Annotated in this window: 16 protein-coding genes; 9 read left to right on the plus strand and 7 right to left on the minus strand. The window is 50.5% G+C overall.

Annotated elements, in window-relative coordinates:
• The first annotated feature begins 9 nt into the window (after positions 1 to 9).
• Both AK95_RS00185 and glpX read left to right on the plus strand, forming a co-directional pair.
• Positions 10 to 816: a pyruvate, water dikinase regulatory protein gene (locus AK95_RS00185; RefSeq protein WP_071217883.1), complete on the plus strand. Its 807-nt coding sequence runs from the start codon at positions 10 to 12 to the stop codon at positions 814 to 816.
• Between the two features lie 41 nt (positions 817 to 857).
• A complete protein-coding gene (gene glpX / locus AK95_RS00190; protein ID WP_071217884.1) occupies positions 858 to 1,835 on the plus strand; it encodes a class II fructose-bisphosphatase in 978 nt (325 codons plus the stop codon).
• Between the two features lie 98 nt (positions 1,836 to 1,933).
• Here glpX and AK95_RS00195 read toward each other — a convergent pair whose 3' ends face one another.
• Positions 1,934 to 2,437, minus strand: a complete 504-nt coding sequence (locus AK95_RS00195; protein ID WP_009595848.1) for a hypothetical protein — start codon at positions 2,435 to 2,437, stop codon at positions 1,934 to 1,936.
• Positions 2,438 to 2,679: 242 nt separating this feature from the next.
• Entirely contained in the window at positions 2,680 to 3,537 is an 858-nt protein-coding gene (locus AK95_RS00200; protein ID WP_071217885.1) for a DegV family protein, read from the minus strand.
• Between the two features lie 174 nt (positions 3,538 to 3,711).
• Here AK95_RS00200 and AK95_RS00205 point away from each other — a divergent pair, with 174 nt between their 5' ends.
• A complete protein-coding gene (locus AK95_RS00205) occupies positions 3,712 to 4,602 on the plus strand; it encodes a hypothetical protein (protein ID WP_071217886.1) in 891 nt (296 codons plus the stop codon).
• An 81-nt stretch (positions 4,603 to 4,683) separates the two neighbouring features.
• Here AK95_RS00205 and AK95_RS00210 read toward each other — a convergent pair whose 3' ends face one another.
• Positions 4,684 to 5,601, minus strand: coding sequence for a molecular chaperone DnaJ (locus AK95_RS00210; RefSeq protein ID WP_071217887.1), 918 nt, complete (start codon positions 5,599 to 5,601; stop codon positions 4,684 to 4,686).
• 270 nt (positions 5,602 to 5,871) lie between these two features.
• On the opposite strand from AK95_RS00210, the gene AK95_RS00215 reads away from it, so the two are divergent.
• The 5 genes from AK95_RS00215 to AK95_RS00235 all read left to right on the plus strand — a co-directional run bounded on the left by AK95_RS00215 (position 5,872) and on the right by AK95_RS00235 (position 11,313).
• Positions 5,872 to 6,621 (plus strand): DeoR/GlpR family DNA-binding transcription regulator, encoded by a 750-nt coding sequence (locus tag AK95_RS00215; protein WP_071217888.1) that lies wholly within the window; start codon positions 5,872 to 5,874, stop codon positions 6,619 to 6,621.
• Positions 6,621 to 7,532 (plus strand): 1-phosphofructokinase, encoded by a 912-nt coding sequence (pfkB, locus tag AK95_RS00220; protein WP_071218140.1) that lies wholly within the window; start codon positions 6,621 to 6,623, stop codon positions 7,530 to 7,532. The genes AK95_RS00215 and pfkB overlap by 1 nt, the downstream gene beginning before the upstream one ends.
• Before the next feature lie 86 nt (positions 7,533 to 7,618).
• A complete protein-coding gene (locus AK95_RS00225; RefSeq protein ID WP_071217889.1) occupies positions 7,619 to 9,586 on the plus strand; it encodes a PTS fructose transporter subunit IIABC in 1,968 nt (655 codons plus the stop codon).
• A gap of 147 nt (positions 9,587 to 9,733) precedes the next feature.
• Entirely contained in the window at positions 9,734 to 10,585 is an 852-nt protein-coding gene (locus tag AK95_RS00230) for an MBL fold metallo-hydrolase (protein ID WP_071217890.1), read from the plus strand.
• Positions 10,586 to 10,707: 122 nt separating this feature from the next.
• Positions 10,708 to 11,313, plus strand: coding sequence for a YitT family protein (locus tag AK95_RS00235; protein ID WP_071217891.1), 606 nt, complete (start codon positions 10,708 to 10,710; stop codon positions 11,311 to 11,313).
• A 96-nt stretch (positions 11,314 to 11,409) separates the two neighbouring features.
• Here AK95_RS00235 and AK95_RS00240 read toward each other — a convergent pair whose 3' ends face one another.
• The 3 genes from AK95_RS00240 to AK95_RS00250 all read right to left on the minus strand — a co-directional run bounded on the left by AK95_RS00240 (position 11,410) and on the right by AK95_RS00250 (position 13,469).
• On the minus strand, positions 11,410 to 12,078 hold the full coding sequence (locus tag AK95_RS00240) for a bifunctional 2-keto-4-hydroxyglutarate aldolase/2-keto-3-deoxy-6-phosphogluconate aldolase (protein WP_071217892.1): 669 nt from the start codon (positions 12,076 to 12,078) through the stop codon (positions 11,410 to 11,412).
• Between the two features lie 61 nt (positions 12,079 to 12,139).
• Entirely contained in the window at positions 12,140 to 13,102 is a 963-nt protein-coding gene (locus AK95_RS00245; RefSeq protein WP_071217893.1) for a sugar kinase, read from the minus strand.
• Between the two features lie 160 nt (positions 13,103 to 13,262).
• Positions 13,263 to 13,469, minus strand: coding sequence for a DUF1657 domain-containing protein (locus AK95_RS00250; RefSeq protein ID WP_071217894.1), 207 nt, complete (start codon positions 13,467 to 13,469; stop codon positions 13,263 to 13,265).
• A gap of 161 nt (positions 13,470 to 13,630) precedes the next feature.
• On the opposite strand from AK95_RS00250, the gene AK95_RS00255 reads away from it, so the two are divergent.
• Positions 13,631 to 14,491 carry a DUF421 domain-containing protein gene (locus tag AK95_RS00255; protein ID WP_071217895.1) on the plus strand — a complete coding sequence of 287 codons (861 nt, stop codon included), beginning with the start codon at positions 13,631 to 13,633 and terminating at the stop codon, positions 14,489 to 14,491.
• Between the two features lie 170 nt (positions 14,492 to 14,661).
• Here AK95_RS00255 and AK95_RS35260 read toward each other — a convergent pair whose 3' ends face one another.
• On the minus strand, positions 14,662 to 14,745 hold the full coding sequence (locus AK95_RS35260) for a putative holin-like toxin (RefSeq protein ID WP_223260591.1): 84 nt from the start codon (positions 14,743 to 14,745) through the stop codon (positions 14,662 to 14,664).
• Between the last annotated feature and the right edge of the window lie 41 nt (positions 14,746 to 14,786).

Genomic DNA, 14,786 nt, shown 5'->3' on the forward strand with positions numbered 1-14,786 from the left:
AGGAATCGGATGAATCAGGCATTAACTCATTTCATAGCAATCTGTTCGGACTCCATCGGGGAGACGGCTGAAGCAGTTGTGCAAGCTACCCTGCGCCAATTCGAGCTTCCGAATACAGAGATTAAACGTTATATGAACGTTCGCGACGAGGATGAATTGACCGAATTGATGGAAGAGGTGGCGCGGCGCGGAGGCTTTGTAGCCTACACGCTTGTGCAGCCGGAGCTTCGCGAGGTCATACGGGAGGAAGCCGTACGGCTCAACATTCGTACAGTGGATATTATGGGGCCGATGATGCAGGCCTTTGCCGATACGTTCAACGACTATCCCAAACGGCTGCCGGGGCTGCTGCATCGCCTTGATGACAGCTATTTCCGGAGGGTCGACGCTATGGAATTCGCTGTCCAATATGACGATGGCAAGGACGTTAGCGCTATTTTGAAGGCAGACATCATATTGCTGGGCGTATCTCGAATCTCCAAGACGCCGCTATCGATGTTTCTCGCGCATAAAGGCTACAAAACGGTCAATTTCCCGATCGTGCCGGAGATGTCGCCGCCGTCGCAGCTCAGAGAAGTCACGAACGGGACGATCATCGGGCTTACGATCGAGCCGGAGCATCTTCTCAAAATCCGCAGCGAGCGCTTAAAGGTCATGGGACTGCCGCATCAGGTGCAGTATGCAGCCCTTGAGCGGATACAAGAGGAACTGGATTATGCCCTGTCGCTGTATGCGGAGCTTGGATGCCCCGTCATTGATGTTACCGATAAGGCGATTGAGGAATCCGCAGGACTGATTATGAATTATCTGAAATAAGGTGCATCGGTAAGGAAAAAAGCTGAAGGAGGGATTCATTCATGGAGAGTTCATTAGCATTGGAGCTTGTAAGAGTGACGGAGGAAGCGGCGCTGCAATCCGCCCGGTGGACAGGAAGAGGGGACAAGAACAGTGCTGATGAAGCCGCGACGGTTGCCATGCGCAAGCATTTTGATTCCGCAGCGATGGATGGTGTCGTTGTCATAGGGGAAGGCGAGATGGATGAAGCGCCCATGCTGTATATTGGAGAGCGCGTAGGGAACCGCAAAGGTCCGAAGATGGACGTGGCGGTGGATCCGCTCGAAGGAACGGAAACGGTGGCCAGCGGGCTGAACAACGCGTTATCCGTAATCGCCGCAGCTCCCCGAGGCACCCTTCTGCATGCGCCCGATATCTATATGCATAAGCTCGCGGTTGGACCCGAGCTTGCGGGCAAGCTGAGTTTGAATGATCCGATTGAGGTCACCCTTCGAAAAGCATCGGAGATCTTATCCAAGCCGCTGTCGGAGATGACGGTATCCATTCTCGATCGCGACCGACACAGCGCGATGATCAAGGCTTTGCGAGAGTCCGGGGTAAGAATCAAGCTGCTGAGCCACGGGGATGTCATGGGAGCGATCGAGACCTGCACGGACAGCGAGGTCGATCTCTATGTGGGCTCAGGCGGAGCTCCGGAAGGCGTTCTCGCTGCCGCTGCTTTGAAATGCCTGGGCGGAGAAATCCAGGGACGGCTCATACCGGAGACACCGGAGGATTTCATCAGATGCCAGGACATGGGGTTGAAGCATCCCGAGCAGCTGCTGACGATGGAGGATATGGTAGGCGGCGAAGGCGTATTATTCGTGGCTACGGGCGTGACGGCTGGCGATTTCCTGCGCGGCGTGAAGTTTATGCCGGGTCAGCGGGCCGAAACGCATTCCGTCATGATGTACTCCGGCACTAGAACCGTCCGGTATATCCGGAGCGTTCATCATCTGTTTCAAAGCAGTGAGACTTTAGCTGCCGCTGCATCCTCTTAATGCATAAGCAGGGTATCCATAATATAAAGGCACTCCGAAGGTTAGCTAACCTTCGGAGTGCCTTTATGCGTTGTTAACGGATTGGTGCTGCCGGATGCTTAACCGTGTCTCTTCCGTCCGAGCATCAGCCAAGCTCCGCCAAGCACAAGCAGTACGGCGATGACAGGCTGCACGACGGACAGGTAATTCAGTACGGGTCCGATTGAGAATACCACGAAGAACAGCAGCGACAATACGGTCAGAATGTTAATCGGGATGAGCAGCCACTTGTTACGCGATCCGAACCAGTAGAACTCGAACAGTCCTGCCGCAACGGCCAGGATAAAGCCGGGCCACATGGAGCCCCACGAGTCAAACAAGGAAGCGATTTGGCTGACAATACCGGCTGTGAGCAGAATGCCGCCCGGTATCAACAGTCCGATACCCTGTCGTCCAACCAGCGAGAAGTACATCCAGTGAAAAAACAGGCCTAACGGGATCACGAACAGGGTAGGCCAGAATGTGGCGAAGATGGAACCGGCGCCAACTGTTCCGCCTTGGTTTAAGAGCAAGTATGCGCCGAGCAGGATGAGCAGCGGTGCCAAGATTGTACGTTTCGTCATACAAACTTCGTTCCTTTCCTTTTGTAGATTGATTAATCCAAGAATACCATGCAATGGATGGGGATGTCCTCGGTCCTGCGGGGAATGTTTCACCTAGACTTTAGTCTAGGATGGCAAGTTTAGCCAATAGGCAGCCCGTTTAATAAGGTCACAAGCGCCCGGTAGGCGAGCCTGAATAAAGAAAAAACAGTCCTGCAGCAAGAGGGTTTCATAGCAGGACTGTCTTTTCCGAATGAAGGATATTAAGTAGGCTTCTTGGTATACATGAGTCCAACGGTTTGAGGACCGCAGTGGCTGCATATGACGCAGCCCGCGGTAGAAATGCTAACCTGCCGTGCGCCTGTTTTCTCCTGCAGTTGCTTTTGCAGGAAGCGGGCTTCCTCCTCGGCCATGGTATGCACAACAACGATCAGATCATTGTCCATTTTATCCACTTGAGCCAGCGCATTCTGGATCATCTGATCCAGTGCCTTCTCTTTTTTGCCGCGTACCTTGTAAGCGGGGATCATGCCGCCGTCCACGACTTTGATAACCGGACGGATTTTCAGCAGGCTGCCAATGATGTTTTGCATGCCCGAACAGCGTCCGCCTTTATACAAGTAATCCAGCGTATCGACAACGAATTCGCACTCCACTTCATTTACGGTGCGGCTTAATAGCTCCACAATTTGTTGTATGGATGAACCTTCATTGGCTGCGTGAACAGCCTTCATGACAAGCAGGCCGATACCGGAGGAAAGATTGCGTGAATCGAACACGGTAACCCGGCCCTCGGGCAGCTCACCTGCGGCTATCAACGCATTTTGATAGGTAGAAGAAAGCTCTGATGAAATGCTAAGGAACAGGATATCCTCGCCTTGCTCAATGGATGGCGTGAAGGCCGCAATAAAGTCGGACGGAGAAGGTGCCGCTGTTTTGGGCAGGCTGCCGATCTGATCAACTTTGGCGTATAGCTGTTCCGGCGTGATGTCGACTCCGTCGCGCAAGGATTGTTCTCCGAATACGACGTAGAGCGGAACGATGCCGATATTATATTCTTCTATCCATGAAGGTGGTAAGTCGCAAGTACTGTCAGCAAAAATTCTAATTTTACCAGACATGAACATCTCCCTTTATCAACTAATTGAATCTTGTACTACTAGAATACCTTGTTTGATGAGAAAAGGGAATGCTCTTGTCGTTTTGGGTCGAGAGCTGCGAGCATACTCCAAAAAAGGCGGTGATTGTGCAACATATTCCATAAGTTTCCCGTTAATTCTAATGGAGGTGGTTTTATGGCTAAGCGTAAGCATTTGGGCAAAATGATCGCATTAACGACCGCTGCAATGCTGCTGATGGCAATAACGGCATGTGGAGGTGAAAACCCAACTTCTCAGCCGCCAGCTAATCCGAACCCCATAGTGGATGATGTCAAGGAACCGGCTGAACCCGTCGAAGAACCGAAGATCGAGATCAAGCAGGGAACCGGTACCTATGTAGGTCAAATCGATAGCAATTCCATTGAAATTGAAACAGCAGACGGTCCTACCGCGTTCCGGTTGGACGAAGGTATGGACCAAGTCATATCCAAACTGCAGGGAGATGAGTCCGTCTCGTATGAGTATTGGGAGCAGCCCATTGAGGGTGAAGAAGAATTGAAACAGCTGATCCTCACCAAGCTGACGGTGGAAGAGGAAGGCGGGGGCAAGGGTTCAGAGACCGCGCAGCTGCCTGCAACCAAAGAGTTTGAGCTTGAGCTGGAGGGCATGAAAGAGACCAAAACAGCTAAACTTGCAGAGGGCGACGGCTACGCGCTGTATATTTTTGATATCTTTTCCTTTGATGCAAAGACCAACAAGCTGACCATGAATGTGGATCAAGATTATTATGTTGAGATTACGAAGCTGCCTTCGGATTATAACGAGGATGAACTCAAGCTGGAAGCGAAGAAGGAGCTTGCCGAGGCCGGTAAGGTTCGTGAAGCTGGCGACAATGAGAAGCATAAGGTCATGGAGGATGCATCTGTGTATATGATAAGCGAAGGTGAGAGCCTGACCAAGATGTACATTGTGGATGAGATTGACGGACAGGGTTATATCTTTCGCGTTAATAACCCTCACCGCGAACCTTCCGAAGGATTTGCTACGCATGCTTTTACATCCTTGAACTCGATCGTTAATCAATAATGCTCGCAAAAACAGCCTCTGCTGTTTGGCCATAAGGCTAAGCAGCGAGGCTGTTTTGTTATTCATATCGGATGGATGCATTCATTGTTGCTTGGACGTCTCCAAATATTGCTTAATAAAGCGCAGTGCATTTGCGTCACGTTCCGTGCCTTCACGAATGCCCGCAAACATTTCTTTCTTAAGGATAGGCAGTTGTTCGCCAAGCGGGCTGCCCATAATATCCACGGCATACACATGCTCCGAACCGTCTTCCTCATTTTTCCCCTTCACCAGCATCTCCGGCGTGAGCAGTTCCTTCAGCTCGCCTTCAACCTCGGCTTCGAGGGGGCGCACCATCCCTTGATTGCCAACCCAATCAAAGGCGGTCTGATCCATAATGTACAGGTCCGGGCGCTCTGTGGACAGTACAAGCAGTGCCTTTTGCAGCATGGCTGCGTCCTGCGGATTGTTGGAATCCAGAGGCGGTACATAGTTAATGTTAACGGTTACGCGTTTCCAATCGGGGAATTGCGCCAGAATCGCATCCTCGATTGGTTTGAGATCCTGTCCACCATCCTGGTTCATATAAGATCCGAGGAACATGACTTCCAGATCAACCGGGGGCAGATTGGCCAACCGTTCTTTCTCGGCCTGATGGTTGAAAATACTGATCACGATATAAATGAGGACGCCGACTAGAGCAATACCGCCGAGCACATGGAATTTATAATAACGGAAGAAATGATCGGTTTTCTCCGCTGTCCCGGCAAACCTTTTATATTTGCCGTACCGTTTCTGATTCATCTCTTCCAAAGCTTTACGGTTCTCTTCTTCCAGGATGAATTTATAGGCTTTGGTGATGTCGGCAAACTCGGCTTCGATCTCCTCCGCCCGGTCCGGCTCCCGCCTTTGATGTGAGCGGGTTTGGCGCATGAGCAGCGTGTACCGGTCGTCGAGCTGTTCCTTGGTTGCATCCTCCGGTAGACCCATTCGCTCATAGGCTTCTTTCAATTGGTCCATTCATGTCACCTCTTCTATACTGTGAGAGTTTCCTATTTACCAGTATATAGTGTAGAGGCGGCAGGTTACAAACGTTTATGTGATGTTTCGACACGAGTTGTCTTGATAATGGGTAAACTGTCAGGAATAAGGAAGAAACGCGAAAATGGATATCATGGCGTATGGTAAATGATTCATTGTCTTCCTGAATGATTGTGAATGTTTTTGAAAGTTTTAGATTGTTTTTTGATGTGTTTATGTTACTATATGCTTTGAGGGGGAATTCACATTATGCTGACGGAAGAAAGATACCGAATCATATTAGAGCGCTTGCAAGAACGTGGCGTCGTGAAGCTGCAGGAATTGGTTGAACTCCTTGAAGCTTCGGAATCAACGGTACGGCGTGATTTGATCGACCTTGAAGAACGTCAATTATTAAAGCGCATTCATGGCGGAGCTGCGTTGCCGAGCCCAAAGATACAGGAACCTGGAATTGAGGAAAAAACGTTCAAAAACATTCAACAGAAAAATACCGTTGCCCGGTTAGCGGCAGCACAGGTGGAGGATGGAGAAAGCATCTACCTCGATGCGGGAACGACCACGCTGGCGATGATACCGTTCATCGACGCGAAGGACGTTACGGTGGTAACGAACGGTTTATCCCATATCGAAGCGCTGGTAAGCAAACGAATCAAAAGTTATCTACTGGGCGGCATGATGAAAATTCATACCAAAGCCGTCATCGGAAGCATAGCGCTTCAAAATATGGACAACTTCCGCTTTGACCGCTGCTTTCTCGGCACGAACGGTGTGGATGTAGAGATGGGCTATACCACGCCCGATCCGGAAGAAGCCTTGATTAAGCGGCGAGCCCACCAGCTGTCCGCCTCCAGTTATGTCCTTGCGGATTCAAGCAAAATAGGAGAGGTTTCCTTCGCCAAATTACTGGATTTGAACGAAGCGACGCTGATTACGGAGTCCTTATCGGAATCCTGGAAGAAGGCTATTTCACAGAAAACCAAAATAATTGAGGGATCATGATGATATATACGGTAACACTGAATCCTTCCATCGATTTCATCGTGGAAGTTGAGCATATCGAGCTCGGCGGTTTGAACAGAATGACCCGGGACATGAAGTTTCCGGGCGGTAAAGGAATTAATGTATCGCGGGTGTTGAACCAGCTTGGAGCTGATAATACGGCCATCGGTTTCCTGGGCGGATTCACCGGTCGTTATATAGACGAGATGCTGGGCAAGGAAGGAATCCGCACCGATTTCGTGAATATCGCGGATGATACCCGCATCAACGTCAAACTTAAGCATGGCGACGAGACCGAGATTAACGGCCTGGGTCCTGTCATCCGCGAGGAAGAAACGAAAGAACTGCTTCATAAGTTGTCACAGCTTCAAGCAGGGGACATCGTGGTGCTGTCCGGCAGCGTTCCGCCTTCGCTGGGACCTGACTTTTATGGCCTTCTTATCGAAACGTGCCGGAAGTGCGGCGCCGAATTCGTGATGGACACCACTGGAGAGGCGCTGATGAAGGCTTTGGCCTGGAAGCCGCTCCTCGTAAAGCCGAACCATCACGAACTGGCCGAATTATTCGGCGTTGTTATCGATTCAAGCGAGAAGCTTGTGGAGTACGGCCGAAAGCTGCTCGAGGAAGGAGCGCAGCATGTTCTTATCTCCATGGCCGGCGAAGGGGCGCTGTTCATCACGGCAGATCGGGTATATCATGCGAGCGTACCGTCAGGTACAGTCCGTAATTCCGTCGGGGCCGGTGATTCGATGATTGCCGGATTCGTCGGTACGCTTGCGATGGGCAAGGATCCGATCGAGGCATTCCGGACAGGGGTCGCCTCGGGTAGCGCGACGGCGTTCTCGGACGATTTGGCTGTGCGGGAAACGATTGATCGACTTCTTCCGCAGGTTAGGATCACGGAGTGGTAAGCCGCTTTACATCGATTACGCGGTTATGATGCGGCCGGCTATGGCGTGGCAGTCATCACGAGGATATCAAGGGAGTGTGAACCAGCATGAAAATTACGGATTTAATGATACAAGAAACGATGATCATGGACCTGAAGGCGGTCACGAAGGAGGCAGCCATTGATGAACTGATCGCAAGCCTGGCTGCAAGCGGGCGGATCAACGATCCGGTCTTGTTCAAAGAGATGATTCTGAAGCGTGAAGCCGAATCCAGTACGGGGATCGGAGGCGGCATCGCGATGCCGCACGCGAAGACGAAAGCGGTTAATGAACCGACCGTCGTGTTTGCCAAGAGCAGTCAGGGCGTGGATTTCGAAGCGCTGGACGGAGAGGCGGCGTATGTGTTTTTTATGATCGCAGCTCCGGAAGGAGCCGGAAATACCCATCTCCGCACGCTTGCCGCACTATCGCGGCTGTTGATCGATACCGAATTTATCGCCCAATTGATGAATACGAAGACGCCCGGGGAAGTAACGGCGTTATTTGATTCGAAACAGGCAGTAGAAGAAGCTGCCAAGGCGGAGAAGGAAGCGGCCAAGAGAAGGGAAGCGGCAAAAAAGGAATCGGAGAAGGCTCCGGAATCCAATGTCATTTCCGAATCTGACCCCATGAAGGTTCCTGACGGAACCTCGGATGCTTTTGTTGTTGCCGTAACGGCGTGTCCGACCGGTATTGCCCATACGTTTATGGCTGAAGATGCCCTGAAGAAGAAAGCTCAGGAAATGGGCGTCGAGATCCGGGTGGAGACCAATGGCTCGGAGGGTGCGCAGAACGTGTTGACGGAAGAGGAAATCCGCAGGGCGGCAGGCGTCATCATTGCCGCCGACAAAAACGTGGAAATGGCCCGCTTTAACGGAAAGCCCGTGCTCCAGCGGCCGGTCAGCGACGGTATCCGCAAATCGGAAGAGCTGATTCGCAAAGCGATGAGCGGTGATGCCCCCATCTACCGGAGCGAAGGCGGCAGTGAGTCGCAGGCGAAGGACTCGGAGAAGGGCAGCATAGGTACGAAAGTGTATAAGGACCTGATGAATGGTATTTCGCATATGTTGCCATTCGTCGTGGGAGGCGGTATTCTTCTGGCTATCTCCTTCCTGATCGAGCAGCTTGCAGGCGACAATCATCCCCTCTTCCAGCTGCTGCAGACGATTGGCGGGGGAGACGGCGCCTTCCACTTCCTCATTCCGGTTCTGGCGGGATTCATTGCGCTTAGCATAGGTGATCGTCCGGCATTGATGCCCGGTATGGTCGGGGGGCTAATGGCCCTGAATTCTAATTCGGGATTTCTTGGTGGGCTAGCGGCAGGTTTCTTGGCGGGTTATGTGGTGATCCTGCTGCGCAAAGTCTTTGCCGGTCTGCCCAAAGCGCTTGACGGCTTAAAGCCGATTCTGTTATATCCGGTTGTCGGCCTCCTTGTCACCGGAACGATCATGTTTTACCTGTTTGATCCGTTCTTCAGCTGGATCAATCTCGGCCTGATTGATATTCTGAACAATCTGGGTACTGGAAACGCGGTGATTCTCGGTCTTATTCTGGGTGGAATGATGTCGATTGACATGGGTGGACCCTTCAATAAAGCGGCATATGCATTTGCGATCGGCGTCTTTACATCCAGCGGCAATACGAACGGAGCCATGATGGCTGCGGTTATGGCCGGCGGTATGGTTCCTCCGCTTGCCATTGCGCTGGCCACGACGTTTTTCAAGCATAAGTTTACGGAGCAGGAACGAAAGTCCGGCGTGACCAACTACGTGATGGGCCTTTCCTTCATAACGGAGGGCGCGATCCCGTTCGCCGCTGCCGATCCGCTGCGGGTGCTGACATCTTGTATCCTCGGCTCGGCGGTTGCCGGCGGGTTGACGCAGCTGTGGAGCATCAACGTCCCCGCTCCTCACGGGGGGATTTTTGTTGCCGCTCTGGCCAACCATGCGCTTCTGTTCTTGCTGGCCGTCCTGATTGGCGCGGTGATATCAGGCCTGCTGCTTGGTCTGTGGAAGAAGCCGCTTGAGCGTAAATAGATTCATACAGATGAGACAATACGAGTTTGGAGTGGGCATTTCTGCTTACTTCGGACTCGTTTTTTTCATAGTCGGTTGGATCATTTCTGCAGATGACTGCATGTTATAATCTAGTCATGATCGAAAATGGAAGGAGAGAGAATAGAGATGATGGAACAGAACAGCAAGGGTCGAGGTCCCGAGCGGCTTATCGAAGAAATCAACCGGACATCTACAGCCGAAGGGATGGCGGCGGTATGGTTTCTGGGGCAGGAGAGCGTTGTCCTTAAAGGCGGGGAGGTTGTCATCTATATCGACCCATATATGTCCGATGATCTGGAACGCAAAGCGGGATTCAAGCGCGCATTTCCTGCACCGTTGACCCCGGAGCACATCACGAATGCAAACGTGATACTGATCACCCATGAGCATGACGATCATATGGATCTGGGTACGATTGCGGTCATAGCCAAACAGAATCCGGAGACAGTTTTTGTCGCACCGGCTTGCTGCCATGAAGCGATGAGAGAGGCTGGCGTCGAGCCGGAGCGTTTGTACGCGGCGGTGTGCGATGAATGGCAGCAGTTTGAGGGCTTCCGTCTCATGGCAATTCCGGCTGCCCATGAAACCTTGGATGAGCATGAACAGTTTGGGCACCGATATGTCGGATATCTAGTGGATATCCAGGGTGTGTTGATTTATCATGCAGGAGATACCGTCGTTTATCCTGGTTTGGTTGAAAGGTTACAGGCACATTCGATAGATATCGGGATGGTGCCGATCAACGGGGGAGATGCCTTCCGCCGAAACGACGGGATCGTTGGGAATATGGGTTTTCGGGAGGCAGCGGAGCTTGCCGCGTCATCGGGATTCGATCTGACCATTCCGATGCACTACGATATTTTCCCTTGGAATGGAGAGAAGCCGGGGTATTTTGTGGATTATTGTTATGAGAACTATCCCTATATGAAGACCAAGGTGATGGCACGGACCGAGCGTTTGATTTATGTAAAAGATTAATAGCGAAAGGTATCCGAATCGAGCTCGGTGGAATTTTTTTCAAATGCAGGACAGCAAGTCCGCAATTTTTCGAAATGGCAAGCATATAAATGAGACATGCCCTTATAAATGGAGATGGGGAAATGGTGTCATTTCGAAAACATGTCATTATCGTGATCGGTAGTTTTCTGATCGCGATGGGGACCAATTTTTTTCTTGTCCCGCATAAAGTTTTGGATGGTGGAGTTATCGGCATCGCTCTGATAGCTAACTATGTGTTTGATCTACATATCGGATTCGTCATCATTTTGTGCAGCATTCCCATGTTTATCGCAGCCTGGATATTAAATCGCGAAATTTTTTACAATAGTCTGTCAGGCATGCTGATATCTTCATTTATCATCGATCTGCTTTCACCGCTGCAATCGGATTTTTTGCGATTTTTTGCCCCGAATGTCATCCTGAGCGCGCTCCTGGGCGGGGCTTTGATCGGAGCCGGACTTGGATTTATGCTAAGACACAATGCAAGCACGGGCGGAACGGATCTGCTGGCGCATTTCCTGGCTAAATATTTGCCGTTAAATGTAGGCGTCATTATTTTGCTGATGGATGCCGTGATCATTGGTTTCGGAGGTTTCCTGCTGTCTGGAAGCACCTTCATGTATTCTGTTCTGACGATCGTAGCGGGCGGCTTTACGACAGGAATGTTCACTCAGAAGCGTTGGTTCAAAAAGAGACGGATTAAATAAACAGACAAGCCTATCAAGTCGACTCTTGATAGGCTTGTCTGTTTATGAAAATAGCGATATTCGGAGAAATCCTATACGAAAACCGTACAGCATTTTTTATCTTTGCGATTGAGCTTCCTTAAAGGCGTTGATATATGCGCGTGCCTTTTCTGTTATCAGATTGAAGTCACCGCTCTTCAGTGCGTCCTTGGTCAGATCCGATCCGATCCCGACCGCAAACGCGCCGGCCTTGATCCATTCATGCAGATTGTCCAGATTTACGCCTCCGGTTGGCATGATGTTGGCCTGCGGGAGCGGACCCTTCAGAGATGGAATGACGGATGGAGAGTACAGATTGCCCGGGAAGAGCTTGATGACATCGACGCCAAGCTCAAGAGCGGCAACGATATCATGAACGGTTACGGCGCCCGGCATAACCGGGATGCGGTAACGATTGCTGAGCATAATCGTATCGCGGTCGAAGCCCGGCGAGACTACAAACTCAGCACCGGCAAGAATGGTGATTCGAGCTGTTTCAGCATCGAGAACCGTGCCTGCGCCAATGATGGCATAGTTATCCGCTTGCGGATCTTTAGAGGAGTACATTCTGGCCAGCGTCGTAATGGCTTCGGTAGCGAACGGTACGGTCATGGTTACTTCGATAATCTTGATACCGCCTTCAATCGCACGTTTGGCAATCTCGACAACCTCTTCGGGGGAATCTCCGCGAAGGACAGCGACGACACCCGCATGATGAATTTGTTCGATCAGTCTTAGCTTTTTCATGTTACACACTCCTTCTCGTCTATGAATGGATTAGAAAGATGGCTCGTTTAAAGAACAGGAGTTAACGCTCGATATGAGCAGCATTTCCGCGCCGCTGTTGTACCTCTTCCCAGGTCGGAAGTGCTTCCCAATCACCCGGCGCTTGGATCACCAGCGAACCGGTTAAGCCGCCCAGCGAGAGAGCCTCTTCGGGTGTCCAGCCCTTGGCGATACCGGCAAGGAAACCAGCACAGAAGCCGTCGCCTGCCCCCACGGTGTCCACCACTTGATCCACCTGTTCAAAGGGAAGGGAGTAGGTGTGGCTCTTGTGGACAATGACATTGCTCCCATTGAAACTTTTGATAACGGACATTGCGGGAAGCTGTCGCAGACGATCCAGGATCGCCTGCTCGTCCTCTGTTTCGAACAGCAGCTTGCATTCATCATAGCCCGGAAGAAAATAATCACAGGCTTCCGCAAGCTCCAGCAATACAGGGCGAGCTTCCTCAATATTCCATAGCTTGAGCCTGAGGTTAGGGTCAAAGCTGATCAGGACGCCATGCGCTTTGCATACGGAAATGACATGCCGTATCGTCTCCAGGCAGCTGCTGCTTAGAGCTGCGGTGATGCCTGTAAAATGAAGGATGCGGGCATTGGCTATGTATTCGGAGTCTACATGGTCCGGCGTCATGTGACTGGCCGCGGAGCCTTTACGGTAGTAATAGACGGAGGATTGACCGCGAACGTTCTGGCGCAGCATAAGTCCGGTCGGTGCAACATCCGTTTGTCTGGCGGCGGAAATGTCGACACCTTCTCCTCGAAGCGTTTTCAAAATACCGGTTCCGATCGGATCGTTACCGAGTTGACCGAACCATCCGCTGCTGCAGCCAAGCCTGGAAAGTCCGATGGCGAGATTGCTTTCGGCACCGCCGAAGGATTGTGCCATGCTTCCTCCTTGTCCTATGCCCCGTGTGCCTTCCGGATATAGTAATCCCATCGATTCACCGAACGTGATGACATCGATAGGACGCGTAGCATTCTTCATAGAATCTACCCCCTTATATTCAGTTCTCCGTTATTATCACTTTACCCTGATGGGGAGGATAACTCAATAATAAATAACACAATATAAACAAACTCCTATCAGGGTAGGATAGGAGGTATGCATGGGTTTACATGTTATGGAGCAAACAAAAAACTAATGGTTAGAAACCTTTATACTGAGGCTCTTCCTGTTCAAGCTGCTGAACCCGCTGGGTCACTTGGTCCACGACTTGTTGTGTTTGTTGTGCTGCCGCCGTAAACAAATCTTTGGCATTTTGATCTTGCGTGGACAGTGCAAATTGCTCAAGGCTGGCCTGGGCGCTTTTTAAGGATGAGAGACATGTTTTGACGTCTGATGCTACGGTCATTGGTTTTTATCACTCCTTTCATGCGTAATAATGTACGCATTTTGCAGAAGAACATGCATGGAGCATGGGCTGGGAAATAATGGTGTGATTTCTAAAGGGATATTTGACAATAATCTATAGAGTGATCATCAAGTCAAGACATCAAATAAGGAGGCTTTATTGTGGCCCAATGGTTGGAAATTGTACTTAGAACCTTATGTGCTGTGGTTGTGTTGTTTCTGATGACAAAACTGCTGGGCAAACGGCAGGTTACGCAGCTTTCTTTTTTTGAATATTTAACGGGGATTACGATCGGCAGCTTGGCGGCTTATATCTCCTTGGATCTTGATGCGAACTGGTATTTAGGATTAGTAGCGCTGGGCGTATGGGTAGCCTGTTCATTACTTATTGAAGTCCTGTCAATCAAGAGCAAAAAGGCCAGGGACTTTATCGATTTTAAGTCGACCGTGCTCATCAAAGATGGCAAGATATTAGAAGATAATTTAAAGAAAGAAAAGCTGTCTGCCGATGAGTTAATGCAGCAGTTGCGGCAAAAGAACGTATTTCAGGTCGCTGACGTGGAATTTGCCATCATGGAGTCAAGCGGAGAGATTAATGTTCTGCAGACGCGTGAGAATCTGCCTTTAACTCCTAAAGATCTTGGTATCCAGGTAGCGCCGGAAAAGCCCGGACAGGTTGTCGTCATGGATGGTGAAGTCATGGATGAACCGCTGCGCGTCGCAGGCTTCAATCAGGGATGGCTGGTGGAAGAACTGGACAAGCAGGGCGCTAAGATCAAGGATGTATTTCTCGCCCAGGTAGACACTTATGGACAATTAACCATCGATTTGTATGATGATCAGATTCAGGTTCCCCAAAATGAGGAGCGGAAACTGCTTTATGCGAATTTGAAAAAATGTCAGGCGGATTTGGAGTTGTTCAGTCTCAGTACGAAGAGTAAGAAGGCAAAGAAAATGTATGAGGAAAGCTCCAAACAGATCGAGAAAATTATAGCCGAGGTAAAGCCAATCCTAAATACTTAATTTGGGAGCCACCGAGTCATAATTCCGTAAAAATCGGAATAGGATATTTTTGTGTATTACAAAAGGAGCCGGTTGCCGCCGACTCCCCGCACAGCAGATCATCACCTGCAAGGTGGATATTTGCTTGCAACCAGACGTAAGAAATAGATTCATCTGTACAAGGGACGGGTCTATTTCTTATTATGGAAGGCAAGGATCGAGACGACCAGAGTGGCGAACGATATCATTAAAGCCAAAGCTTCATTCACGCCCATGCCTATCACCTCCTGCTGCCACCCTGCCAGCTGGTCTACTG

The sequence above is a fragment of the Paenibacillus sp. LC231 genome, from assembly GCF_001860525.1.
GTDB lineage: Bacteria > Bacillota > Bacilli > Paenibacillales > Paenibacillaceae > Paenibacillus_AQ.

Coding starts and splice junctions, on each gene's coding strand:
- AK95_RS00185 (WP_071217883.1), top strand. CDS start 10: ATGAATCAGGCATTAACTCATTTCATAGCAATCTGTTCGGACTCCATC.
- glpX (WP_071217884.1), top strand. CDS start 858: ATGGAGAGTTCATTAGCATTGGAGCTTGTAAGAGTGACGGAGGAAGCG.
- AK95_RS00195 (WP_009595848.1), bottom strand. CDS start 2,437: ATGACGAAACGTACAATCTTGGCACCGCTGCTCATCCTGCTCGGCGCA.
- AK95_RS00200 (WP_071217885.1), bottom strand. CDS start 3,537: ATGTCTGGTAAAATTAGAATTTTTGCTGACAGTACTTGCGACTTACCA.
- AK95_RS00205 (WP_071217886.1), top strand. CDS start 3,712: ATGGCTAAGCGTAAGCATTTGGGCAAAATGATCGCATTAACGACCGCT.
- AK95_RS00210 (WP_071217887.1), bottom strand. CDS start 5,601: ATGGACCAATTGAAAGAAGCCTATGAGCGAATGGGTCTACCGGAGGAT.
- AK95_RS00215 (WP_071217888.1), top strand. CDS start 5,872: ATGCTGACGGAAGAAAGATACCGAATCATATTAGAGCGCTTGCAAGAA.
- pfkB (WP_071218140.1), top strand. CDS start 6,621: ATGATATATACGGTAACACTGAATCCTTCCATCGATTTCATCGTGGAA.
- AK95_RS00225 (WP_071217889.1), top strand. CDS start 7,619: ATGAAAATTACGGATTTAATGATACAAGAAACGATGATCATGGACCTG.
- AK95_RS00230 (WP_071217890.1), top strand. CDS start 9,734: ATGATGGAACAGAACAGCAAGGGTCGAGGTCCCGAGCGGCTTATCGAA.
- AK95_RS00235 (WP_071217891.1), top strand. CDS start 10,708: ATGGTGTCATTTCGAAAACATGTCATTATCGTGATCGGTAGTTTTCTG.
- AK95_RS00240 (WP_071217892.1), bottom strand. CDS start 12,078: ATGAAAAAGCTAAGACTGATCGAACAAATTCATCATGCGGGTGTCGTC.
- AK95_RS00245 (WP_071217893.1), bottom strand. CDS start 13,102: ATGAAGAATGCTACGCGTCCTATCGATGTCATCACGTTCGGTGAATCG.
- AK95_RS00250 (WP_071217894.1), bottom strand. CDS start 13,469: ATGACCGTAGCATCAGACGTCAAAACATGTCTCTCATCCTTAAAAAGC.
- AK95_RS35260 (WP_223260591.1), bottom strand. CDS start 14,745: ATGGGCGTGAATGAAGCTTTGGCTTTAATGATATCGTTCGCCACTCTG.